24 protein-coding genes and 1 tRNA gene are annotated in these 22,692 nt (G+C 60.7%); 18 read left to right on the top strand and 7 right to left on the bottom strand.

The genetic code is table 11. The annotated features are described in order from the left end of the window. On the bottom strand, positions 1 to 276 hold a 276-nt coding region (locus tag GA0061102_RS23550; protein WP_092853769.1), incomplete at its 3' end, for a transposase. Between the two features lie 137 nt (positions 277 to 413). Here GA0061102_RS23550 and GA0061102_RS23545 point away from each other — a divergent pair. Continuing rightward, entirely contained in the window at positions 414 to 1,208 is a 795-nt protein-coding gene (locus GA0061102_RS23545; RefSeq protein WP_092853767.1) for a class I SAM-dependent methyltransferase, read from the top strand. A gap of 56 nt (positions 1,209 to 1,264) precedes the next feature. Here the strand turns inward: GA0061102_RS23545 and GA0061102_RS23540 are convergent, their stop codons facing one another. Continuing rightward, positions 1,265 to 1,852, bottom strand: coding sequence for a TetR/AcrR family transcriptional regulator (locus GA0061102_RS23540; RefSeq protein ID WP_092853765.1), 588 nt, complete (start codon positions 1,850 to 1,852; stop codon positions 1,265 to 1,267). A 236-nt stretch (positions 1,853 to 2,088) separates the two neighbouring features. Between GA0061102_RS23540 and GA0061102_RS23535 the strand changes: the two genes are divergently transcribed. The 6 genes from GA0061102_RS23535 to GA0061102_RS23510 all read left to right on the top strand — a co-directional run bounded on the left by GA0061102_RS23535 (position 2,089) and on the right by GA0061102_RS23510 (position 6,707). After that, a complete protein-coding gene (locus GA0061102_RS23535; protein WP_092853763.1) occupies positions 2,089 to 3,387 on the top strand; it encodes an MFS transporter in 1,299 nt (432 codons plus the stop codon). Between the two features lie 143 nt (positions 3,388 to 3,530). Continuing rightward, positions 3,531 to 3,615: transfer RNA gene (locus GA0061102_RS23530), tRNA-Leu, on the top strand. A 260-nt stretch (positions 3,616 to 3,875) separates the two neighbouring features. Beyond that, complete coding sequence (locus GA0061102_RS23525; protein ID WP_092853761.1) at positions 3,876 to 4,385, top strand: hypothetical protein; 510 nt, start codon at positions 3,876 to 3,878, stop codon at positions 4,383 to 4,385. A gap of 158 nt (positions 4,386 to 4,543) precedes the next feature. Beyond that, positions 4,544 to 5,374 (top strand): hypothetical protein, encoded by an 831-nt coding sequence (locus GA0061102_RS23520; protein ID WP_092853759.1) that lies wholly within the window; start codon positions 4,544 to 4,546, stop codon positions 5,372 to 5,374. A gap of 209 nt (positions 5,375 to 5,583) precedes the next feature. Continuing rightward, positions 5,584 to 6,177: a YqaA family protein gene (locus tag GA0061102_RS23515; protein WP_092853757.1), complete on the top strand. Its 594-nt coding sequence runs from the start codon at positions 5,584 to 5,586 to the stop codon at positions 6,175 to 6,177. 17 nt (positions 6,178 to 6,194) lie between these two features. After that, positions 6,195 to 6,707 (top strand): disulfide bond formation protein B, encoded by a 513-nt coding sequence (locus tag GA0061102_RS23510; RefSeq protein WP_092853755.1) that lies wholly within the window; start codon positions 6,195 to 6,197, stop codon positions 6,705 to 6,707. Positions 6,708 to 7,211: 504 nt separating this feature from the next. Here the strand turns inward: GA0061102_RS23510 and GA0061102_RS23505 are convergent. Continuing rightward, positions 7,212 to 7,769, bottom strand: coding sequence for an HNH endonuclease (locus GA0061102_RS23505; protein WP_004118063.1), 558 nt, complete (start codon positions 7,767 to 7,769; stop codon positions 7,212 to 7,214). Positions 7,770 to 7,879: 110 nt separating this feature from the next. Continuing rightward, complete coding sequence (locus tag GA0061102_RS23500) at positions 7,880 to 8,524, bottom strand: DNA-3-methyladenine glycosylase family protein (protein WP_092853753.1); 645 nt, start codon at positions 8,522 to 8,524, stop codon at positions 7,880 to 7,882. A gap of 43 nt (positions 8,525 to 8,567) precedes the next feature. On the opposite strand from GA0061102_RS23500, the gene gluQRS reads away from it, so the two are divergent. After that, entirely contained in the window at positions 8,568 to 9,449 is an 882-nt protein-coding gene (gluQRS, locus tag GA0061102_RS23495) for a tRNA glutamyl-Q(34) synthetase GluQRS (RefSeq protein WP_092853751.1), read from the top strand. Here the strand turns inward: gluQRS and GA0061102_RS23490 are convergent. Then, positions 9,414 to 10,349, bottom strand: coding sequence for a YihY/virulence factor BrkB family protein (locus GA0061102_RS23490; RefSeq protein WP_092853749.1), 936 nt, complete (start codon positions 10,347 to 10,349; stop codon positions 9,414 to 9,416). The genes gluQRS and GA0061102_RS23490 overlap by 36 nt on opposite strands. 98 nt (positions 10,350 to 10,447) lie before the next feature. Here GA0061102_RS23490 and GA0061102_RS23485 point away from each other — a divergent pair, with 98 nt between their 5' ends. The 6 genes from GA0061102_RS23485 (at position 10,448) to GA0061102_RS23460 (ending at position 15,279) form a co-directional block, all read left to right on the top strand. Further along, positions 10,448 to 11,281: an SDR family oxidoreductase gene (locus GA0061102_RS23485; protein ID WP_092853747.1), complete on the top strand. Its 834-nt coding sequence runs from the start codon at positions 10,448 to 10,450 to the stop codon at positions 11,279 to 11,281. Between the two features lie 122 nt (positions 11,282 to 11,403). After that, a complete protein-coding gene (locus GA0061102_RS23480; protein ID WP_047630776.1) occupies positions 11,404 to 11,607 on the top strand; it encodes a twin transmembrane helix small protein in 204 nt (67 codons plus the stop codon). A gap of 163 nt (positions 11,608 to 11,770) precedes the next feature. Then, positions 11,771 to 12,349, top strand: a complete 579-nt coding sequence (locus GA0061102_RS23475) for a cob(I)yrinic acid a,c-diamide adenosyltransferase (RefSeq protein WP_092853745.1) — start codon at positions 11,771 to 11,773, stop codon at positions 12,347 to 12,349. Positions 12,350 to 12,545: 196 nt separating this feature from the next. After that, positions 12,546 to 13,295, top strand: coding sequence for an electron transfer flavoprotein subunit beta/FixA family protein (locus GA0061102_RS23470; protein ID WP_092853743.1), 750 nt, complete (start codon positions 12,546 to 12,548; stop codon positions 13,293 to 13,295). 27 nt (positions 13,296 to 13,322) lie between these two features. Then, positions 13,323 to 14,252: an electron transfer flavoprotein subunit alpha/FixB family protein gene (locus tag GA0061102_RS23465; protein WP_092853741.1), complete on the top strand. Its 930-nt coding sequence runs from the start codon at positions 13,323 to 13,325 to the stop codon at positions 14,250 to 14,252. Positions 14,253 to 14,400: 148 nt separating this feature from the next. Then, complete coding sequence (locus GA0061102_RS23460) at positions 14,401 to 15,279, top strand: 3-hydroxybutyryl-CoA dehydrogenase (RefSeq protein ID WP_092853739.1); 879 nt, start codon at positions 14,401 to 14,403, stop codon at positions 15,277 to 15,279. A gap of 219 nt (positions 15,280 to 15,498) precedes the next feature. On the opposite strand, the gene tlpA is transcribed toward GA0061102_RS23460, so the two are convergent. Continuing rightward, the gene (gene tlpA, locus GA0061102_RS23455; protein ID WP_092853737.1) at positions 15,499 to 16,164 is read right to left on the bottom strand and encodes a thiol:disulfide interchange protein TlpA; all 666 of its coding nucleotides are present in this window, start codon (positions 16,162 to 16,164) and stop codon (positions 15,499 to 15,501) included. A 23-nt stretch (positions 16,165 to 16,187) separates the two neighbouring features. Here tlpA and argH point away from each other — a divergent pair, with 23 nt between their 5' ends. The 4 genes from argH (at position 16,188) to GA0061102_RS23435 (ending at position 22,241) form a co-directional block, all read left to right on the top strand. Then, positions 16,188 to 17,588, top strand: coding sequence for an argininosuccinate lyase (gene argH / locus GA0061102_RS23450; RefSeq protein WP_092853735.1), 1,401 nt, complete (start codon positions 16,188 to 16,190; stop codon positions 17,586 to 17,588). Positions 17,589 to 17,686: 98 nt separating this feature from the next. Further along, entirely contained in the window at positions 17,687 to 17,878 is a 192-nt protein-coding gene (lptM, locus tag GA0061102_RS23445) for an LPS translocon maturation chaperone LptM (RefSeq protein WP_092853781.1), read from the top strand. Between the two features lie 13 nt (positions 17,879 to 17,891). Continuing rightward, on the top strand, positions 17,892 to 19,163 hold the full coding sequence (lysA, locus tag GA0061102_RS23440; RefSeq protein WP_092853733.1) for a diaminopimelate decarboxylase: 1,272 nt from the start codon (positions 17,892 to 17,894) through the stop codon (positions 19,161 to 19,163). A 354-nt stretch (positions 19,164 to 19,517) separates the two neighbouring features. Continuing rightward, entirely contained in the window at positions 19,518 to 22,241 is a 2,724-nt protein-coding gene (locus tag GA0061102_RS23435) for a TIGR02302 family protein (RefSeq protein ID WP_092853731.1), read from the top strand. Between the two features lie 16 nt (positions 22,242 to 22,257). Here GA0061102_RS23435 and GA0061102_RS23430 read toward each other — a convergent pair whose 3' ends face one another. After that, positions 22,258 to 22,617 (bottom strand): response regulator, encoded by a 360-nt coding sequence (locus tag GA0061102_RS23430; protein ID WP_092853729.1) that lies wholly within the window; start codon positions 22,615 to 22,617, stop codon positions 22,258 to 22,260. Between the last annotated feature and the right edge of the window lie 75 nt (positions 22,618 to 22,692).

The raw sequence follows: 22,692 nt of genomic DNA, 5'->3' as shown, positions 1-22,692 counted from the left end.
TGTTTTTTTCACCAGGTCCAGTTCCATCGTGAGTTGGCCAACCTTGCGTTCAAGTGCTGCGATCTGCGCCTCATACTCGGCGATGACGCTCGCTTCGGCTTCCTCATCGCTGAGTTCGCCGCGATCGAACTGGGTCAGCCACAACTGAATGAGGTTGGCCGAGACGCCGTAAGTACGTTGCGCATCTCGCCGTCCGATGACACCGCTTCGAATATCCTGACAAAGCTGCAATTTGAACGGCGTCGAGTGCCGCCGATATGGACCTCGGGATTTCATGAGCCTTCTCCGATTGAGGCCCACAGAGCGTATCAGTTTTTCCGTTTCCCGTGGTCCAGCCCCAGGGGTTCACTCCACAGCGGGTCATAGTTGAGGCTTAACAGGTCAAGGTTCCTTACCCCCGAGGATGATAATCCATGATCACAGTTCCCTTCGAAGCGCGGCGCTTTCAGTCGACCGCGGCTTATTACCTGCGTTATCGCATCCCCTATCCGGACAAGCTGATTACCCGCGTCGCCGAACGCAGCGGCCTGAAGCCCGGCGATCATGTTCTGGATCTCGGCTGCGGTCCTGGGCAGCTCGGGATTGCTTTCGCGCGACTGCAACGCGCAGCCGTCACGGCCATGGATCCGGAGCCAGAAATGCTCTCCGAAGTCGAGGCCGGCGCGAAAGCGACCGGCGCCGACGTCACCATCCGGCAGGGCTCCTCCTACGATCTCGGCCCCGATATCGGCAACCTGCACCTTTGCATCATGGGCCGCTCCTTCCACTGGATGGACAGGCCGGCGACGCTTGAGGCCTTGGACAGGCTGATCGAGCCGGGCGGCGCCGTGGTTCTTTTCCACGACAAGAGCATCCTGGCGGAGCCGGATTGGCGCGGGATCCTCGAACCGCTGGCGGAAATCTATTCGCCCGAACGCCATGCGGATCGGCTGCTGCGCAAGAGCAAGGCATGGGCGCCGCATGAGGCCATGCTGCTGGCTTCGCCCTTCCGCAATCTCGAGCGCATCGGCATTGTCTCGGAATATACAAGAGATATCGAGGACATCGTCGGCCGCGTCTTCTCGATGTCGTCAACCTCACCGCAGGCGCTCGGGGAAAAGGCGACTGATTTCGAAGCTGCCTTGCGCGCCAAGCTTCTGGAAGCCGCACCTGACGGCAAGTTCAGGGAAATTGTCGAGGCGAACGGGCTGCTCGCCTTCCGCGATTGAATTCGTCAGCATCAAGCGGGCGGGAAAAGCACCTGGCCGCTTTGGCCGCCTTGGGCTCAGGCCTCATCCTTATCCGGCTGGGGCGTCAGCTCCTGCCGGGTCGCCGACAGGAATTCCTGCGACAATTCGGGACTGTCCATCGCCCGCGCCAGGATGACCGCGCCGACCATGGCCGAGAGGCTGGCAAAAGCCTTGCGGCGGCGATCCTCCGGCGTCTCGCCTGGAACGATCTCCTCGAGAACCTCCACCAATCCTACGAGGCCGCCTGTAAAGGTGGACTGCATCTCAGGGCCGTGGCGGCTGACCTCCTGCGTCAGCGCCGCGAAAACGCAGCCGGTCGCATGCTCGACCACATTGCGATGCGAGAGATAGTGAGCCAGCAGCGCTTCCAGCGGCTGATCGGGCGAGCTTGCCGCCACCTGTTTCCAGCGCTCCAGCGAGCGGGCCACCAGCGCCTTGCTCGCCTCGCAGGCTAGCTCGTCCTTCGAATCGAAATGGCCGTAGAAACCGCCATGCGTCAGTCCGGCAGCCTTCATGATGTCGGCAACGCCGATGCCGTCGAAACCCTTCTCGCGAAAGAGCTCCCCTGCCACGGCAAGGATCTTCTCGCGGTTCTCAGCGAATTTTTCCCGGCTCACTCTCATCAAAAAACTCCATCAGAGCATCAATAAATCTGTATTGACAATTTACATGATGACCATCATCAATACAAAACAAATATGATAACAATCATGTAAATGCCTTTGCACAAACGTTCAAGCCGGGAGAACGGCAAGACGCTAGAAGCGGATACGGTACCCCCTGGCCGTCCGCGATCGAACGCTCTCGCAGCTCTCTCGTTCCAGACGTCAAGCCACGCAACTTTATCGGAACGCACCCCATGGTTTCCACTGCCATTGCTTCGACGCTCGCCCGGCGCAACATCCACTATGGATGGGTCGTCGTCGCCGCCACCTTCCTCACCATGCTCGTCACGGCCGGCGCCATGGGCGCGCCGGGCGTGCTCATCAAGCCGCTGGAAGACGAATTCGGCTGGAGCACCTCCTCCATTTCCTCGGCGCTTGCCGTCCGATTGTTGCTGTTCGGCCTGATGGGTCCGTTTGCCGCTGCCTTTATGAACCATTTCGGCGTGCGCAAGGTCATCGTCTTCGCGCTTGGCACCATCTGCGTCGGCTTCATCGGCTCGCTCTTCATGACCCAAGTCTGGCAGCTACTGCTATGCTGGGGCATCATCATCGGCTTCGGCACTGGCCTCACCGCCATGGTGCTGGCGGCGACCGTCTCGACGCGCTGGTTCACCAAGCATCGCGGCCTCGTCATCGGCATGCTCTCGGCAAGCTCGGCCACGGGACAGCTCGTTTTCCTGCCGCTGATGGCGGAGCTGACGACGCGCTACGGCTGGCGCGCAACCGTGATCTTCGTCTGCGGCATGATCGTCGTTGCCGCCTTCGTCGTGCTGCTCTTGATGCGTGACCGCCCCTCGGACGTCAATCTGCCGCTGGTCGGCGAAGTCCACATCGCGCCTCCGCCGCCGGCCACCAGAAACCTGAAAGCCGCGCTCGCCTCGCCGATCGCAATTCTGCGGGAGGCCTCCACCACCTCTACCTTCTGGATCCTGTTTGCCACCTTCTTCATCTGCGGCCTGTCGACCAACGGCCTGATCCAGACGCACTTCGTCACCCTCTGCGGCGATTTCGGCATCGTACCGGTGGCGGCCGCCAGCGTGCTTGCCGTCATGGGCATCTTCGATTTCTTCGGCACGATCGGCTCCGGCTGGCTCTCCGACCGCTTCGACAATCGCTGGCTGCTTTTCTGGTATTACGGCCTGCGCGGCCTGTCGCTGGTCTACCTGCCCTTCAGCAACTTCACCTTCTACGGCCTGTCGATCTTCGCCGTCTTCTATGGCCTCGACTGGATCGCCACCGTGCCGCCGACCGTCAAGATCGCCGCCGACCGTTTTGGCCGCGAAAGGGCCGGCCTCGTCTTCGGCTGGGTCTTTGCCGGCCATCAGCTCGGCGCCGCCACCGCCGCCTATGGCGCCGGCCTCACCCGCACGGAACTCAACACCTATCTGCCCGCCTTCTTCGTCGCCGGCGCCTTCTGCCTGCTTGCCGCCATCCTGGCAATCACGCTGCAAAAGTCCGGCTCCACCACCAAGGGCCCGGCCATGGCTCATTGAGCTCCAAACGGCAAAAAACCCATGGCGTGCACCCACGCCATGGGCCAGACCGCAACCCTGCGAAAACACTCGCAATATCTGCCGCACCCGGCTTGCGCGCCGAGCCGATCACATGCTAGACAGCCGCCTCGTCATGATCCGTTGCCCCATTGGCGGAATTGGTAGACGCGCTCGACTCAAAATCGAGTTTCGAAAGAAGTGCTGGTTCGACTCCGGCATGGGGCACCAAAATCTTTAAAAGAATCAATTATTTGCTGTAGTTTCAACAGCTTGACCTCTCATCTGTTACAGCGCAGGGTATGGAAGACGTGGCCGTTTAGCCTGCTGAGATCTGTGGTCCTGTGCATATCGCAAGAAGTTACACCCATTGAGAGTGACGATCTGGCAGCATTGCCACATAATGGTGTTTGATTGCAAAAAGGGGATAGCTCGCCTCACTGGTTCTCCGCTGCGGCCACACGCATACTATACAAATCGGGAGCGATAGAATGAAATTGGGCATCGAGGTGATCGGCAATACGGTTGATACGCTGCAATCCATCTCGCAGATGATATCTTCCACAGCAGAGTTAGAGGATGTCAGCGCCCTGAAAAAGAAGCTTGGCGAAATGTCGAGCCTCGTACTTGCAGCCCACGGGAAAGCCGTAGCTGCGCAAGTTGAGGTTATGAAGATGATGCTGGAGAACTTCGATCTTCATGCCCAGCTAATGCAAGTCGATCGCTGGGAAGGTGTGGCCGCTCGCTATCGGCTCAAGGATTTCGGAGGCCAAACATTCGCTTACGAGCTCAAGCCTGAATATGCTGTTAGTGAGCCAGCTCACACAATCTGCCCTCATTGCTTCGAGAATCAACGAAAGTCGCTTTTGCAGTTTCTTTATGAGACCGCGACCCTTCAACGGGTATTCAAATGCGGCGGCTGTTCTCAGGAGATCACACTCGGTCTTCAAAGCGTTTCACGGCCCGATAGCTCAAATTCATACACACCAGAGTTCTACTAATACCCCCGGATTTCTCAGCGCGCACCATAGATACTCTTGCCAGACGCTCAGCACTTCGTTGCAGTAATCCAGATTGTGACAAGCTGACAACGGGTCCCAACGTCAGTGACCACAAAGCGACAGACATTGGGGAAGCAGCTCACATCTATGGTGCTCGTATGGACACTGCCCGTTATCGCGCTGAAATGTCTGACGAAGAAAGGGCGGCAATTACGAACGCAATTTGGCTCTGTCGTGATTGCCACGGGCTGATCGATAAAGATCCTCTCAGATTTCCCAGCGAACTTCTGATTCTCTGGAAAGAGGCTCACGAGAAGAAGCTTGTGGATCAGATTGGCAAACCGGGTGATGTGATCCGAAAATTTGCCGCCGATAGAGAGTTGAAGTCCTTAGGCGATTTGCCATTATATGCGGAGCAGCTAATTCGCGAGAAGCCGGATCACTGGGAATACATGTTGACGGCTGAACTTCTTGATTTCCATCTCGCACCAGTACTGCGGAAAGCACGGGATTTGTCGCAAGGCTTGATAGTCAAACCAAGCGCACCCCTTCCAAGAGACGAGATATTCACTTGGTTACACCGTAAAGTTATTGAGCTTTCGGAAGCTCCCAACACGTTCTTGGCGCTTATCGAAGAAATCAAGGTATCGTGGGGGCCTCCGGGATTGCCGGGTGAGGCGGCAAACATTAATCACGTCTGCCAGCTCTTCGCACAAGCAGCTGATTACCTTGTGACCATTGCAGAAGAAATTAGGTTTACGTATCTGCCTGAGGGCTTTGAGGGCTTGGCTCGCGCCTTGGTCGAGGGCGCGCTATTCCCCCTCAAACGCATGCCGGAACTGGCGGCATTCATCCGGTCGATCTTCAGTCAAGACGCACCCAGCGGTGCGCATCACTTCGAACTTGTGCTCGAATTGCCGGAGGGTTGGGCCGGGCGTGTCGCCCGAGAGATGCAGGTCGCCAAGAATGCCTTCTTAAGGGACCGCTGATCTCAATGAGAAGCCACAATTTGAGCGCTTCCGTGGATTTCTAAGCTTATCCCTCAGCACAATAACCTCTTTGACGAGCACCCTCCCCGGCCTCAAACCCCACACCATCACGAAAAATTTTGATTTTGTGCGGCTTCCGTCAGCCCCCGACCATTTACAGCCATAATCCTGCCCCCTAAAGGTTTGCAACGCAGCAAAAAGGGGCCCTCATGCTTCGTAAACTTTACGATTGGACCATGTCGCTCGCCGGCCGCAAATCGGCGGAAATCTGGTTGGCCGTTATCGCCTTCGTCGAGAGTTCGATCTTTCTCGTTCCCGCAGATGTTCTGTTCCTGCCGATGTCGCTCGCCAAGCCTGAGCGCGCCTGGCGCTATGCATTGACGGCGACGGTTGCCTCCGTGCTCGGCGGCATTGCCGGCTGGGCGCTCGGCTATTACGCCTTCGAGACCATCGCCAAGCCGATCCTCGAATTCTACGGAAAGCTCGACGCCTTCAACCAGATGAGCGCCGGCGTCACCTATGGATGGGTTCTGCTGCTGCTCGTCACATCGGGCCTGGCGCATCTGCCGCCGATCAAGGTGGTGACGATCCTGTCCGGCGTCGCCCATATCGATCTCGGCCTGTTCATCGTCTCGGCCATCATCGCCCGCGGCGCGCGCTTCTTCTTCCTCGCGTTCCTGCTGCGCCGCTATGGCGAATCCATCCGCCATTTCATCGAGAAGCGCCTCGGCCAGATCGTCATGGCAGCCGCCGCCGTTCTCATCGCCCTTTACGGCATCTTCCATTTTGCCCTGGCAAGTTGACCAAGGAGCCACCTCGCATGTCCACGACTTCGCCTTTCTCCCGCGCCGGCCTCGGCTATAGCGCATTGCTGACGATCGGCATGGTCGTCGTCATCGGCTCGGCGCTCGGCTTCGAGCACATCGGCGGCTATATCCCTTGCGCGCTCTGCCTGGAGCAGCGCCAGCCCTATTATTACGGCATTCCAGTCGCGATCGTCGCGGCCCTGACGGCCGTTGCCGGCCTGCCCTCCTGGATCACCCGCGGCCTGCTGATCATTGCCGGCCTGATGATGGTTGTCGGCGGCGGCATCGGCGTCTATCACTCAGGCGTCGAATGGCACTTCTGGGAAGGCCCGACCACCTGCTCGACATCCGCCAGCAGCGTCACGCAGAATGCCGGCGACCTGCTCGGCCAGTTGAACAGCATCAAGGGCCCATCCTGCACGGAAGCCGCCCTTCGCGTCCTCGGCCTGTCGATGGCCGGCTGGAATGTGATCGCCAGCGTGATTCTGGCGATGATTGCTTTTGTCGGGGCGAAGAAGGCGGCGTGATCTTTGGCCAGACGGCCGCGATCCATCGTATGCCGTGGCTCTGATACCCCCCCCCCCCCTCTGTCGCTGTCGCGACATCTCCCCCACAAGGCAGGGCAAGCGCATATGAGGTCGGTCGTCGGTGCAATCTCCTTCTCCCCTCGGGGAGAAGGTGACCCGAAGGGTCGGATGAGGGGGCCAAGCCTCCTTGAAATCAGGCACTTTCCCGCGCGCGGCTTCCCCCTCATCCGCCTATCGGCACCTTCTCCCCGCTGGGGAGAAGGGGGCTGCGGCAACCACCTCACTCCATATGCGATTCCCCTGCCCCACAAGGGGGGGAGATTGGTTGGAGTTTGCCGCTGACCATCCCCATAAAACAGCAAGCGGTAATTGCAGCTGACTCAATGCTTGTTTGAGGTGAGGGAGAGCAGGGAATTACCGATCTCCCCCCTTGTGGGGGAGATGTCCCGAAAGGGACAGAGGGGGGGTACCGCGCCCTCCTCCCGCCCAGTCGCCAACGCGACCTTACGGCTGCAGTTCCGAATCCCAGTAGAGATAGTCGAGCCAGCTGTCGTGCAGATAGTTCGGCGGGAACAGGCGGCCGTTGTTGTGCAGGTCCTGCACGCTCGGCTGATATGGCTTCTGCGCCGGGAACATGCCGGCCTGTTTCGGCAGCTTGCTGCCCTTGCGCAGATTGCACGGCGAGCAGGCTGCAACCACGTTCTCCCAGGTCGTCTCGCCGCCATGAGCGCGCGGGATGACGTGGTCGAAGGTCAGATCGTCATGCGAGCCGCAATACTGGCATTCGAACCGGTCGCGCAGGAAGACGTTGAACCGGGTGAAGGCGGGATTGCGGGATGGCTGCACATATGTCTTCAGGCAGACGACGCTTGGCAGCCGCATGGAGAAGCTCGGCGACGAAACGCTATGATCGTATTCTGCAATGATATTCACACGGTCAAGGAAGACCGCCTTGATCGCGTCCTGCCAGGACCAGAGCGACAAGGGATAATAACTCAGCGGTCTGTAGTCAGCGTTCAGCACGAGCGCCGGCAAGGACTGCGGGGAGACTGCAATCGTCAAGGAACCCTCCTGATCGATTCGGCATCTACACCTGTATATTAGGCCGGTTGTTACAGGATTGTGAAGTCCAATAAATTCAGTGCAAAGCAGCGATCCGGAGAGGCGGCCGATTAAACTATGGGCAGCGCATCCCGCCGCGTCTTCACGGCGTAATAGGCCCAGAAAAGCCGGGCCGCGACCGAGCGCCAGGGCGCCCAAACCGCCGCTTCCCGGGCGATAGCCTTGGCCAAGGGCCTGACGTCATGGCCGAAAGCCATGCCGACGGCCGCCTGCAGCGCCACGTCGCCCGCCGGAAACACATCTGCGTGACCGCCGCAGAACATCAGGTAGACCTCGGCCGTCCAGGGGCCGATCCCCTTGATGGACGTCAGCTCGGAAAGCGCCTTTTCCGGTGATTCGGCGCTCAAGGCATGCAGATTGAGGCCGCCGCCGGCAACGGCTTCGGCCACGCGCGCCAATGTGTCGTGCTTGATTCGCGAGAGGCCGAAGGTTCGCCATGTCTCAGGCTCCAGGCCCGCATAGCCCTCGGCGGTCACTTGACCCATCCCGGCGATCATCTTCCCCCAGATCGCATCGGCGCTGGCGCGGGAGACGACCTGCGAAACGATGATGTGGGCGAGCCCTTCGAAGCCCGGTTCGCGCAGACGCAGCGGCAAAGCGCCCGCCTCTGCGGCAACGGGCCGCAGGCGCGGATCAATCTCCAATAGGGCGGCGAGTCCCTGTTCGATATCGCGCTCGTCGCGAATGATCTGCATGACGTCTCGTAGTCCCCGGTTAAGATTCGTGGCAGAAGAAAGCATGATCGAGATTTCCCGTCAAAAGCCGAAATTCCGCTTTGCTCCGAGCCCCAACGGCCCATTGCATCTCGGCCATGCGCTGTCGGCCATCCTCAACCACGACATGGCGGCAAAAGCCGGCGGCGATTTCCTGCTGCGCATCGAAGACATAGACCAGACGCGCTGCACACCCGATTTCGAAACGGGCATCTATTCCGATCTTTCCTGGCTCGGTCTTCGCTGGCAGGAGCCGGTGCGTCGGCAGTCCGAACATTTTCCGGCCTATCAGGAAGCGCTGCAGGCGCTTATCGAGCGCGGCCTCGTCTATCCGGCTTTCCTGACCCGCGGCGAAGTCAAGGCACGCGTCACCGCGCTCGAGTCGGATGGCAGGCCATGGCCGCGCGACCGGGATGGTACGCCGCTCTATCCCTCCGACGACCGCGAGCGCAGCGATGCCGAGCGGCGGCGCCTGCTGGCGTCGGGCATGAAACATGCCTGGCGTCTCGACATGGAAAAGGCGCTGGCGGCGGCATGCGGACCGCTCCACTGGCAGGAAAGCGGCGACGGCGAGACAAGTGCCATCCCGGCCGACCCTGCTGCCTGGGGCGACGTCGTGCTGTCGCGCTCCGATGCACCCTCAAGCTATCATCTTTCTGTCGTCGTCGATGACGCGGTGCAAGGCATCACCCATGTCGTGCGCGGGCTCGATCTCTTTCACGCCACCTCGATCCATCGCCTGCTGCAGACGCTGCTTGGCCTGCCGGAACCGCTCTACCATCATCACCGCCTGCTCCTCGGCAGCGACGGCAAGAAGCTGTCCAAGAGCATGGGTGACACCGGCATTGCCGAATGGCGCCGGCAGGGCCTTTCACCGGTGGAGCTTCGCCGCCGCATCTGCCTCTGATTCGGATGACGCTTTTTCAGATGGGGCTTCAGCCGCACGGCTCGCTGCCTTGCCGAAGAGCAGCCGTCGCACGCGGAATTTCATCAGCGCCGCGTTGATCTCCGCCCCCATGATGAAGATCACGGCGAGCATATAGAGGAAGATCAGCACGATCATCACCGACGCCAGGCCGGCATAGGTGGCGGTGTAATTGGCGAAGGTCGAGAGATAATAGGCAAAGAGCAGCGCCCCGACCGACCAGAAGATCAAGGTCAGCAACACGCCGGGGATCACGTCGAGCAGCCGTCGGCGCCCAGCCGCAAGCCACAAATGCAGGATCATCAGCCCCGCCAGAAGCAGGAAGATCGTGCCGTAGATCCGCCAGCTGAAGACGATGTCGAGAATATCGGCAAGCTTCGGCGCCCATTGCCGGGTATAGTTGAGCGCCAGGGGTATGGCGACGAGCAGGATGCTGAGAATGGCAAAGATCAGCACCGCGATGAGCACGTAGCCGAGGCTGGCGAGGCGGTTGAAATACCAGGGCCGGGTTTCCAGCACGCGATAGGCGCGGTTAAGCGAGATGCGCAGCGCCTCGACCCCGTTCGAGGCGAAGTAGGCGGCCGCAAGCACGGAGATCGTCAAAAGGCCGCCGCGCGGAATGGTCAGCACCTGCACGACCTGATCGGCCAGGGGCTTGGCGATCGCCTCCGGCCAGGTGTCGAAGATCAGATGCACTGCCGTCGACGAAAACTGGCTGGCGCCCAGAAAGCTTGCCAGCGCCGTGCCGAAGATCAGGAAAGGGAAAACCGCGAGCAATGTCGAAAGCGCCACATGGCTTGCCATGGCAAACCCGTCATCCTCGACGAAATGGAACACTGCGTCGTAAATCACCTTGTAGATCGTCCGCAGGGCTGTCGGCATTCCATCTCCGCCTGACATCGGCATTCACCTGCCGGTTGTCGATTGTGTCGGGTCCCTGAATATGGGAAACGAGACCTGATTTGTACAGGAATCATCCTATGACGGAACAACGCATTATCCTGTTGACTGGTTGCTCCTCCGGAATCGGCGCCCATTGCGCGCGGGCGCTGAAAACTGACGGATGGCGCGTGTTTGCAACCGTGCGCAGGCAAGAGGATCTGGCTCCGCTCGAAGCCGACGGCATTGAGGCGCTTCTCCTGGACTATACCCGGCCCGAGACGATTTCCGCCACCGTGGCAACGGTGCGGGAGCGCACGGGCGACCGGATCGACGCCCTCTTCAACAACGGCGCCTACGGCCAGACCGGCGCCGTCGAAGACCTGGCGACCGATGTGCTGCGCGAACAGTTCGAGACGAATTTCTTCGGCTGGCACGAGCTTACGCGCCAGATCATTCCGCTGATGCGCAAGCAAGGCCATGGCCGTATCGTCAATTGCTCGTCCATCCTCGGATTGATCCCCTATCGCTTCCGCGGCGCCTATACCGCCTCGAAATTCGCGCTTGAGGGGCTGACGATCACGCTCAGGATGGAGCTGCAGGATAGCGGCATCCATGTCAGCCTCATCGAGCCTGGTCCGATTGCGACGCGCTTCACCGCCAATGCGCTCGTCAAGCTTCACGAGCATATCGACCTCGAAGGCTCCGCCCACGCCGTCGAATACCGGCGGCAGTTGCGGCGGCTGGATGGCTCCGGGCCGATCAGCAAACACAAATTAGGCCCCGAAGCGGTCTATGATGTGCTAAAATCAGCTTTGAATGTGAGAAGCCCGCGCCCACATTATCTGGTAACGACGCCCGCCAAGCAGGGCGTGCTCTTGAAAAGGCTATTGCCGGCTAACCTTTTCTATCGTCTGATGCGCCGGCTGGACTAGAGCAATCTCGGGAAAAAGCGCGCTGCGGTTTTCCGTCCGGGATTGCGAGGAAGCCGTGATATGGAGCAGCTTCGAGCTTCTGTGAAAAGCTTGGCTGCTCTGAAGACAAGGGTGGAGGAACCATGTCGACCGTTACTTATGTTGCCGCCATCATTGTCATGGGTCTCGTCGCGATCGTACTCGTTCGCGGCCTGCTGAACATGATGAAAGGCGACAATCCCAACCTTTCGAACCGGCTGATGCAGCTGCGCGTTCTGCTGCAGGCAGTTGCGGTCATCCTGATCATGCTGACGCTCTGGCTGACGGGCGGCGGCCGCCCGGCCTAGAGCCGGATGTCGTCCGAAAACCGCTCACAGTTTTCGGCATCATGCTCGAAGGCAATTCCAGGAAAAGTGCGTAGCGGTTTTCCGTCAGGAATTGCGTAAAAGAAAGGGATAGAGCGTTTCGCGATCCGAAGAAAAGCGAAAAGGCTCTAACCACAGGAAGACGATGGTCAAGCTCAACAAGATCTATACCAAGACCGGCGATGACGGCACCACGGGCCTCGTCGCCGGCCCGAGACGCCTGAAGCACGACTTGCGCGTCGAAAGCTACGGCACCGTCGACGAAACCAATTCCGCCATCGGCGTCGCCCGGCTGCATATGGCCGATATGCCCGCTCTCGATGCCATGCTGATGCGGATCCAGAACGATCTCTTTGATCTCGGCGCCGATCTTTCGACGCCTGAAACGGACGAGCCGCCGGCCTATGAGCCGTTGCGCATCATCGACCATCAGGTTGAACGTCTCGAACGCCATATAGATGCGCTCAATGTCGATCTCGAGCCCTTGAGATCTTTTGTTCTCCCGGCCGGCGGCCCGGCTTCCGCCCATCTGCACCTTGCCCGCACGATTGCGCGGCGCGCAGAGCGCCTCATGGTGGCGCTGTCGCGCAGTAAAGGCGAACGCGTGAGCCCGGCGGCACTGAAATACATCAACCGGCTGTCTGATTTTCTCTTCGTTGCCGCACGGCATGCCAATGATCGTGGCCGCGCCGATGTGTTATGGGTCCCGGGTAAGAATCGATAGGGATGCACGCCAGTCAGCGGAAGTGGACATATTGACGTTGACGTAAACGTTATTTATGCCTTTAAAGCAATTCGTCTCTCCGCGGCCTCGAAGCGTTGTATTTGGGGAAAAAACGCGTATCCATGTCGCCATTCGACAAATGGAATGGCGCTGGGCAGCGCATGTTCTTGGGCAGTCATGTTGAAGGAAGGATTCCATGAAGATACTGGTTCCCGTTAAGCGGGTCGTTGACTACAACGTAAAGATCCGCGTGAAGCCGGATGGTTCTGGCGTTGAGCTTTCGAACGTGAAGATGTCGATGAACCCGTTCGACGAGATCTCGGTCGAAGAGGCGCTGCGTCTGAAGGAAGCGGGCAAGGCCGAGGAAGTGGTGGTCGTATCGATCGGGCCTGCCAAGGCCGAGGAAACGCTGCGCACGGCGCTCGCCATGGGCGCGGATCGCGCCATCCTGGTCGAGACTGACGATGCCGTCGAACCGCTCGCCGTCGCCAAGATCCTCAAGGGCGTGGCCGAGGCCGAACAGCCGGGCCTGATCATCGTCGGCAAGCAGGCGATCGATGACGATTCGAACCAGACCGGCCAGATGCTGGCGGCATTGCTGGGCACGGCCCAGGCCACCTTCGCCTCGAAGATCGAGATCGGCGATGGAAAAGCACAGGTCACCCGCGAAGTCGATGGCGGCCTGCAGACCATCGAGGTCAAGCTGCCGGCGGTCGTGACCACGGACCTGCGCCTCAACGAGCCACGCTACGCCTCGCTGCCGAACATCATGAAGGCCAAGAAGAAGCCGCTCGACAAGAAGTCGCCAGCCGATTTCGGCGTATCGACCGAGCCACGGCTGAAGGTGCTGAAGACGGAAGAGCCCGGCGGCCGCAAGGCTGGCGTCAAGGTCAAGTCGGTCGCAGAGCTCATCGAGAAGCTCAAGACCGAAGCCGGCGTGCTTTAAACCAGTCCGAACGAGGAGTTAGACATCATGGCCATTCTTCTTCTGGCTGATCACGACAATGCCCACCTCTCCGACCAGACCGCCAAGGCGCTGACGGCTGCCACCAAGATCGGCGGCGACATTCATGTGCTGGTGGCAGGCGCGGGCGCCAAGACTGCGGCCGAGCAGGCGGCAAAGCTTGCCGGCGTCGCCAAGGTGCTGGTTGCCGAGGATGCGAGCCTTGCCAACAATCTCGCCGAACCGCTGGCGGCGCTGATCGTTTCGCTGGCCGGTGCCTATGACACCATCATCGGGGCTGCGACCTCGGTCGGCAAGAACGTCCTGCCGCGCGTCGCCGCCCTGCTCGACGTCGCCCAGGTCTCGGAAATCATCGAAGTGGTTTCGGCCGACACCTTCAAGCGGCCGATCTATGCCGGCAATGCCATCCAGACGGTGCAGTCGACCGATGCCAAGAAGGTGATCACCGTGCGCACGGCGTCGTTTGCCGCCGCTGACGCAAGTGGTAACGCATCGATCGAGAGCGTGTCTGCCTCTGCAAACCCCGGTCTCTCGACCTTCGTCGGCGATGCACTGTCGACGTCCGACCGTCCGGAGCTCACATCCGCCAAGATCATCATCTCCGGCGGCCGCGCGCTCGGCTCGGCGGAAAAGTTCCGCGAAGTCATCCTTCCCGTTGCCGACAAGCTCGGTGCTGCCGTCGGTGCATCGCGCGCTGCCGTCGATGCCGGCTATGCGCCGAACGACTGGCAGGTGGGCCAGACGGGCAAGGTGGTCGCACCGCAGCTCTACATCGCCTGCGGCATTTCCGGCGCCATCCAGCATCTGGCCGGCATGAAGGATAGCAAGGTCATCGTCGCCATCAACAAGGACGAGGAAGCCCCGATCTTCCAGATCGCCGACTATGGCCTCGTCGCAGACCTCTTCGAAGCCTTACCGGAATTGCAAAAGGCGCTTTGATCGCGCCGATTATTTTTCTCGCAGTTGCGAGAGACTGGAAAATCGTCTCTTATAGGTCTATCAATCTGGGCCGGGCTAGAAATGGCCCGGCAAATTTGTGGTTAAGAGCATAGCGCACCGCCAAGAGCGCGCCGCCGGGGAGTTGGCAATGAGTTCGCTGAAGACGATCGGTATTATCGGCGCGGGCCAGATGGGCTGCGGGATCGCCCACGTATCCGCCATGGCCGGCTACAAGGTTCACATCTACGATCTGTCGCAGGATCGTATCGAAAGCGGGCTTGCCACCATCAACGGCAACCTCGCGCGCCAGGTCACCTCCGGCAAGACCAGCGACGAGGACCGCAAGGCAGCGCTTGCCCGTATCACCGGGTCGAACGATCTCAACGATCTCGCCCAGGTCGATCTCGCTATCGAAGCTGCGACCGAGGATGAAAGCGTCAAGCGCAAGATCTATTCCCAGGTGTGCCCGGTTCTGAAGCCCGAGGCGCTGCTTGCCACCAACACCTCGTCGCTGTCGATCACCCGCCTGGCTTCCGCCACCGACCGGCCGGAACGCTTCATGGGCATTCACTTCATGAATCCGGTTCCGGTGATGAAGCTGGTGGAACTGGTGCGCGGCATCGCAACCGACGAATCCACCTTCTCCGCCGCCAAGGAATATGTCAGCTCGCTGGAAAAGACGATCACCGTCGCCGAGGACTTCCCGGCCTTCATCGTCAACCGCATCCTGCTGCCGATGATCAACGAGGCGATCTACACGCTCTATGAAGGTGTCGGCACGGTCGACGCGATCGACACCGCGATGCGGCTCGGCGCCAACCATCCGATGGGGCCGCTGCAGCTCGCCGACTTCATCGGCCTCGATACCTGTCTCTCGATCATGCAGGTGCTGCATGACGGGCTCGCCGATTCGAAGTACCGCCCCTGCCCGCTGCTGGTTAAGTATGTCGAAGCCGGCTGGCTCGGCCGCAAATCCGGCCGCGGCTTCTACGATTATCGCGGCGAAGTACCGGTTCCGACACGATAATCTTTTCGGCACCCTTGAGGCCGACCCTCGCCCTTCGAGGCTCCGGCCTTTGGCCTGCGCACAAGGATGAGGGCAGAGCGGCTTTTCACGCGCGGATGATGAGCCAGAAAGGCCGCTTAAAGCATTTCCAGGAAAAGTGCGCAGTGGTTTTCCGTCCGGAATGCGTAAAGAAACAAGAAGATAGAGCGTTTTCGCGATTCGAAGAAAAGCGGAAATGCTCTAGATCCCCGCCGCCGCCTTCACCAGGTTCTTCGCATCCTCGCTGTCCCAGGCAGCCGGGCCGTTCATCGCTGAAATCAGGCAGCCCTTGTCGTCGATGAGCAGCGTCACCGGCAGGCCGAACGCCAGCCCCTGCTTCTTCAGCACATTGAACACGCCCATGGTGTTGTCGCGATAGTAGCCAAGCTTGTCGATGGCATATTCCGTGCGGAAGGCTTTCGTCTTTTCCTCGTCGCCCGTGTCGATATTGACGGCAACCACTTCGAATTTGTCGCTGCCGACGCTCTTTTCGAGCGCGTTCAACGCCGGCATTTCCTCGCGGCACGGCACGCACCACGTCGCCCACACGTTCAGCAGCAGCGTCTTTCCGGCAAAGCTGCCGATTGATAGCGGTTGCCCCTCGGCACCCTTGAACGAAACATCCTTAAGCGATATCGGCACCGGCGCCGCGCTCATGGCTGCGACCTGTCCCTTGGTGAAAGGCGTCAGGGCCGCAGCGCGATCCTTTGCCGTCTTGCATTGATCGGCCGATGCCGTTTCACCAACGCCATTGCCATACCCCGCCTCCTTCACGTATACCGCTGCCGCACCGGCAATAATCCCAGCGACGGCAGCAAGTACAACGAGTTTCATGGACGGCAGACCGAACGGCTTCTTTGCTGTCATTTCATTCTCCAGGTGGGCATCTCATGACTGACGGCACGGACACCAAATCCTCCAACCAGATGTGGGGCGGGCGTTTCGCTTCCGGCCCCGCGGCGATCATGGAGGAGATAAATGCCTCGATCGGTTTCGACAAGAAGCTGTTTGCACAGGATATCCGCGGCTCAATCGCGCATGCGAGCATGCTCGCCCATCAAGGCATCATTTCAACCGAGGATAAAGACAAGATCGTTCACGGCCTGAACACGATCTTGTCAGAGATCGAGAGCGGCAATTTCGAATTCTCCCGCCGCCTCGAGGACATCCACATGAACGTCGAGGCGCGGCTGGCGACGCTGATCGGCCCCGCCGCCGGACGCCTGCACACCGCCCGCTCGCGCAACGACCAGGTGGCCCTCGATTTCCGCCTCTGGGTGAAGGAAGAGCTGCAGAAGTGCGAACAGGCACTGACCGAGCTGATCGCGGCCTTCCTCGACCGCGCCGAAGAACATGCCGAAACCGTCATGCCCGGCTTCACCCATCTGCAGACGGCGCAGCCCGTCACCTTCGGCCATCATTGCATGGCCTATGTCGAGATGTTCGGCCGCGACCGCTCGCGCGTTCGCCACGCCATCGAGCATATGGACGAATCGCCGATCGGCGCCGCCGCACTCGCCGGCACCGGTTTCCCGATCGACCGCCACATGACGGCCAAGTCGCTCGGCTTCCGTGAGCCCACCCGCAATTCGATCGACACGGTCTCCGACCGCGATTTCGCCCTTGAATTCCTGTCGATCGCTGCCATCGCGGGCATGCATCTGTCACGGCTTGCCGAGGAGATCGTCATCTGGTCGACGCCGCAATTCGGCTTCGTGCGCCTGTCCGATGCCTTCTCCACCGGCTCCTCGATCATGCCGCAGAAGAAAAACCCGGATGCAGCCGAGCTCGTGCGCGCCAAGACCGGCCGCATCAACGGCTCTCTGGTGGCGCTCCTGACCATCATGAAGGGCCTGCCGCTCGCCTATTCCAAGGACATGCAGGAAGACAAGGAGCAGGTCTTCGACGCTGCCGAAAGCCTCGAGCTGGCAATTGCCGCCATGACCGGCATGATGCGCGACATGACGATCAACACAGAGCGCATGAAGGCCGCCGCCGGCTCCGGTTATTCGACCGCAACCGATCTCGCCGACTGGCTGGTGCGCGAGGCAGGCCTGCCCTTCCGCGACGCGCACCATGTCACGGGCCGCGCCGTGGCGCTTGCCGAAAGCAAGTCCTGCGAGCTCGCCCAGCTGTCTCTCGAGGAGCTGCAGGCGATCCACCCCGCCATCACCGACAAGATCTTCGATGTTCTGACGGTCGAAGCCTCCGTCGCCAGCCGCAAGAGCTTCGGCGGCACGGCACCGTCAGAAGTGCGCAAGCAGATCGCCTTCTGGCGCGCCCGCAACTGAGACGACGACGCAAACGCACTCAAACAATCGGGGTGCACAAGCGCGGGAAATTTCGCTAAGAAGAGTGACTTTCGCGTTTGTCGCCCAAGAGGATTTCGATGCAGATCAACATGCCGCACATCATCCGCCTGGCCGTCGTGCTTTCGGTCGTCGGCCTTGCCGTCGTCGGATGTGGCCGCAAAGGCCCTCTCGACCCGCCGAGTGCGCACGCGACCAAGGGCGGTGACGTCTCCAAGCCGACCAAGGAGCCGAATCCGGACAAGAAGTTCTTCCTCGATCCGCTTCTCTAAATAGGCATCGTCCGTGAACCATTTTCAGTATCGAGACGGCATCCTCTACGCTGAGGATGTTCCGGTTTCAGAGATCGCCAAGACGGTCGGCACCCCGTTCTATGTCTATTCGACCGCGACGCTGGAGCGACATTACCGGGTCTTCTCCGACGCTTTCGACGATGTCGACGCCATGGTGTGCTACGCCATGAAGGCCAATTCCAACCAGGCGGTGCTGAAGACGCTCGGCCGCCTCGGCGCCGGTGTCGACGTGGTTTCCGTGGGCGAACTGCGCCGTGCATTGGCTGCTGGAATTCCGGCAAGCCGCATCATGTTCTCCGGCGTCGGCAAGACGGCGCAGGAAATGGATGTCGCGCTCGAAGCCGGCATCTACTGCTTCAACGTCGAATCCGAGCCCGAGCTCGAGGTGCTGAACCAGCGCGCCGTCCGCGCCGCCAAGGTCGCGCCCGTTTCCTTCCGTATCAACCCTGATGTCGATGCCCGCACGCATGCGAAAATCTCGACCGGCAAGAAGGAAAACAAGTTCGGCATTTCCTGGGAGCGCGCCCGCGCCGTCTACAGTCGCGCCGCCAGCCTGCCGGGCATCAAGGTCACTGGTATCGACATGCATATCGGCAGCCAGATCACCGAGCTGCAGCCGTTCGACGATGCATTCAAGCTGCTGCGCGATCTCGTGGAAACCCTGCGCGGCGACGGTCACGACATCCATCACGTCGATATCGGCGGCGGCCTCGGCATCCCCTATCGCGACGACAACAATCCGCCGCCCTTGCCTGAAGCCTATGCGCAGATCGTCAAGAACCAGCTGCGCGGCCTCAATTGCAGGATCGTCACCGAGCCGGGCCGATTGATCGTCGGCAATGCCGGCATTCTGGTAACCGAAGTCATCTACGTGAAGGATGCCGGCAACAAGAGCTTCGTCATCGTCGACGGCGCCATGAACGACTTGATCCGCCCGACGCTCTACGAGGCCTATCACGAGATCCGTCCGGTCGCAGTCAGCGATGCCAACGCGCCGCGCATCAAGGCCGATGTCGTCGGCCCGGTCTGCGAGACGGGCGACTATCTGGCGCTCGATCGCGACATGGCGATGCCGAAGCCCGGAGATCTTCTGGCCGTCAGCTCCGGCGGCGCTTATGGCGCCGTGCAGGCTGGCACCTACAACAGCCGGCTGCTGGTTCCGGAAGTGCTGGTCAAGGGCAACGAATTCCATGTCATCCGCCCGCGCGGCACCTATGAGGAGCTGATCGCGCTGGATTCGATTCCCGCCTGGCTCAAGGGATAATCGTCTTCGCCCATGCACGCGGGCGAAGACGGGCAATCCCGTCCGGCCCTGCGCAAGCGATCACGTTTCAGCGAAGTTTGATGAAAAAACAGCCTTTGGCGCCGCTTGCCCTCGTCTTCGCCACAAAGAATGTTATCTTCTTTCGAATGGTGTCTCGCCGGGCGCCCCGAGCATGGACGTGTGGGACGTCCGGCCAAAACACCCAACGGACAGCCAAAGCATGTCGCGCAAGAGTGTTTCGCGGTTTTGCGATAACGACATGCAAAAGATCAAAGACATAAAGCGCAAGAAGCGAATCTGAAGGATCGCAACGCGCGTTAGCCATCAACGTCAGATCGGGAGAAGACCGGACCGATGACCAGCCCCAGCAACCCTAAAAAGGGTGCTTTCGCTACCCGTCCGGCGCTGGCGCGCATGGTTGCGGTCAAGCGCTTCCTTGCCCGGATCGTGCTGGTCTCGGAGCAGCTTCTGCCGCGGCTGCTGCTGCCGGCGTCCATTCTTGCCCTGTTTCTGTCTGCCGCCTGGTTCGGCATTTTCCGCATCGCGCCGGATATTCTGCACTATTTGCTGATTGCCGCCTTCGCCATCGGTTTCGCCTTCTCCCTCCATCCGCTGCGCCGCCTGCGCTGGCCGAGCATCGGCGAGGCCGACCGCCTGCTGGAGGAGCGCAATGGCCTCGCGCATCAGCCGGTCACCGTGCAGGAGGATGAGCCCGCGCTCGACACCCCCTTTGCCCGCGCGCTTTGGCGCGAGCATCAGACCCGCATGGCGGAACGCATCGCCGCTTTGGATGCCGGCCTCCCCCGCCCGGATATCGCGCGCTACGACCGCTTTGCCCTACGCGCCGTTCCGGCACTGCTGCTGGTCACGGCCTTCAGCTTTTCCATGTCGAACAACGGCGGCTCTTTGAGCGACGTCTTCGCGGCGCCGGTCTCCATGACGAGCAATCCGGATGTCCGCGTCGATGCCTGGGTCACCCCGCCCTATTACACGGGCGAAGCACCGATCTACCTGACCGGGAATGTCGCCAACGCCAGCGACAACCTCAACGTACCGCAATTCTCGGAACTCACCGTGCGTGTCACCGGCACGTCGGCGGACGAAAAGGTCCTGTTCCAGGCAGCCGGCACCGGCAAGGGCGTCGAGGTTCCGGAACAGGTCGGCGATGCCGTCAAACAAGCAGCGCCAGTCGGCAGCGGCCCCATCACAGGACAACCGGCGACAGCCGGCAATGCCAATTCGCCGGCCGCCGATGGCATGATTGCCCGCACTCATGTCCTGAAACTTGAAAAGGGCGGCGCGCTCACCGTCAACGGCAGGTCCTGGTCCTTCAATGTGATCGCCGACAAACCGCCGGAGATCGCCTTTGATGGCATTCCGCATGCGACCGCCAGCAGCGCACTGGAACTCGGCTTCAGGGTCAAGGACGATTACGGCGTCGAGGAAGCGCATGCCGAAATCGTGCCTGTCGTTCCGGATGTGGCCGCGACCCCGCTCTATGGATTGCCGGAATACAAGCTGGACATTCCCCGCCGCGACCGTCGCAACGGCAAGGGCCTGGCGAGCCGCGACCTGACGCAAGATCCGCTTGCCGGCAGGCGCGTCCGCATTACCTTGGTTGCCAAGGACGGCGCGGGCCAAACCGGCCGCAGCGCACCCTACGAAATGGTGCTGCCGTCGCGCAATTTCAGCCAGCCGCTGGCTGCCGCCGTCGCTGAAGAGCGCCAAGTCTTTGCGCTTGATACCCGCAAGATGCCGGAGGCGATCGAGCTCAACAAGTCGCTGACCATCCGCCCGGAAGAGGCCATTCCCGATCTCGGCAACTTTCTGGCTATTAAATCGGCGCTGACGCGCATGAAGCTCGCAAACACCCAGGCTTCGCTGAAGGATACGGCCGATTATCTCTGGCAGATCGCGCTCGGCATGGAAGATGCGCAGCTGACCGATGCGGAAAAAGCCCTGCGCGACGCCCAGCAGAAGCTTTCCGACGCTCTGCAGCGCAACGCTTCTGATGCCGAGATCAAGAAGCTGACCGATGAGCTCCGCAAGGCGATGAACGCCTATATGAAGGAACTGGCGGAGCGCATTCGCAATATGCCGGCTCAGCCCAACCAGCGCTCGGCCAACATCCTGCGGCAGCAGGATCTGCAGCGGATGATGGACCAGATCGAGAACTTGGCCCGCTCCGGCGATCGCCAGGCGGCTCAGCAGATGCTCTCCGAGCTGCAGCAGTTGATGAACAGCCTCCAGGCCGGCAAGCCACAACCCGGGCAGCAGCAGAGCCAGGCAAATGACAAGATGCGCGAGCAGATGGATAAGCTCGGCCGCATCATGCGCGATCAGCAGAAGCTGATGGATCAGACCTTCAAGCTCGATCAGGCCATGCGCGACCGCATGCAGCGCGGCGATTCCAACGAGGACGGCGATGGCCTGATGGACCAGCCGCTACCCAATCTCGGCGATCCGATGCGCCCGGATATGGGCCAGCGCAATCAGGGCCAGCAGGATCAGCAGCAAGGTCAGAACCAGCAGGGCCAAAAGGGCAAGGATCCCACCGATGGCATGACGGCAGACCAGCTGCGCGACGCGCTGAAGCAACTGCGCCAGCAGCAGGACGATCTTGGCAAGCAGCTCGGCGAACTCCAGAAAAACCTGGGCTCACTCGGCATGAAGCCGAACCAGAATTACGGCAAGGCTCAGCAGGAAATGAAGGGCGCATCAGGCCAGCTCGCCGAGGGTAACGGCGAAGGCGCCGTACAGGGCCAGGGTCGCGCACTGGACGCTCTGCGCAAGGGCACACGCGACATGATGAACCAGCTCATGGCGCAGATGCAGCAGCAGGGACAAGGTCAAGGCCAGGGGCAAATACCGGGACAAACGGGCCCAAGCGGCCGCGATCCGCTTGGCCGGCTACGGGATGGCCCCTTGGATAGTCCTGATAAGGAAATGGTGCCGAAGGTCATCGAAGCTCAACGCGCCCGCGAAATCCTCGACGCCATTCGCGAGCGGTTGAGTAACAATCCCTCGCTTAGCGAAGAGCGAAGCTACCTGGAACGATTGCTGAATCTGGGGCAGTAGGACGAGCGGGAACGGATCACGCGGCCAAGGCGCGAGCGACGGCCTTGCGGATATCGGGCAGCGCAAACGGCTTGGCGACGACATCGACGATCTTTTCCATGAGATCGTCGGCACGTTCGCGCTGTTCGGCATAGCCGGTCATCAGCAGGATCTTCATGCCAGGGCAGGTCAAATGCGCCTGATGCGCAAGCTCGATGCCGTCCATGACGGGCATACGGATATCCGACAGCAGCAGGTCGTAGCCGCCCGCCTTCAGCTTTTCCAAACCTTCGGCGCCATCGGCTGCCTCTTCAGTCTCGTGGCCGTCCAGGCGCAATGCGCGCGCGACGAAGGTGCGAAGCGAGTCTTCGTCTTCCGTGATCAGAATTTTTGCCATAGCCCGTGCTCCTGGTCCGTCATGTTCCGCGACCGAAATCACCAGAATTCCGTTTGCGATAGGTAAACGACGGGA

Source organism: Martinezella miluonensis (assembly GCF_900094545.1).
Taxonomy (GTDB): Bacteria; Pseudomonadota; Alphaproteobacteria; order Rhizobiales; family Rhizobiaceae; genus Rhizobium; species Rhizobium miluonense.
This window is presented reverse-complemented; position numbering and strand designations above follow the sequence as displayed.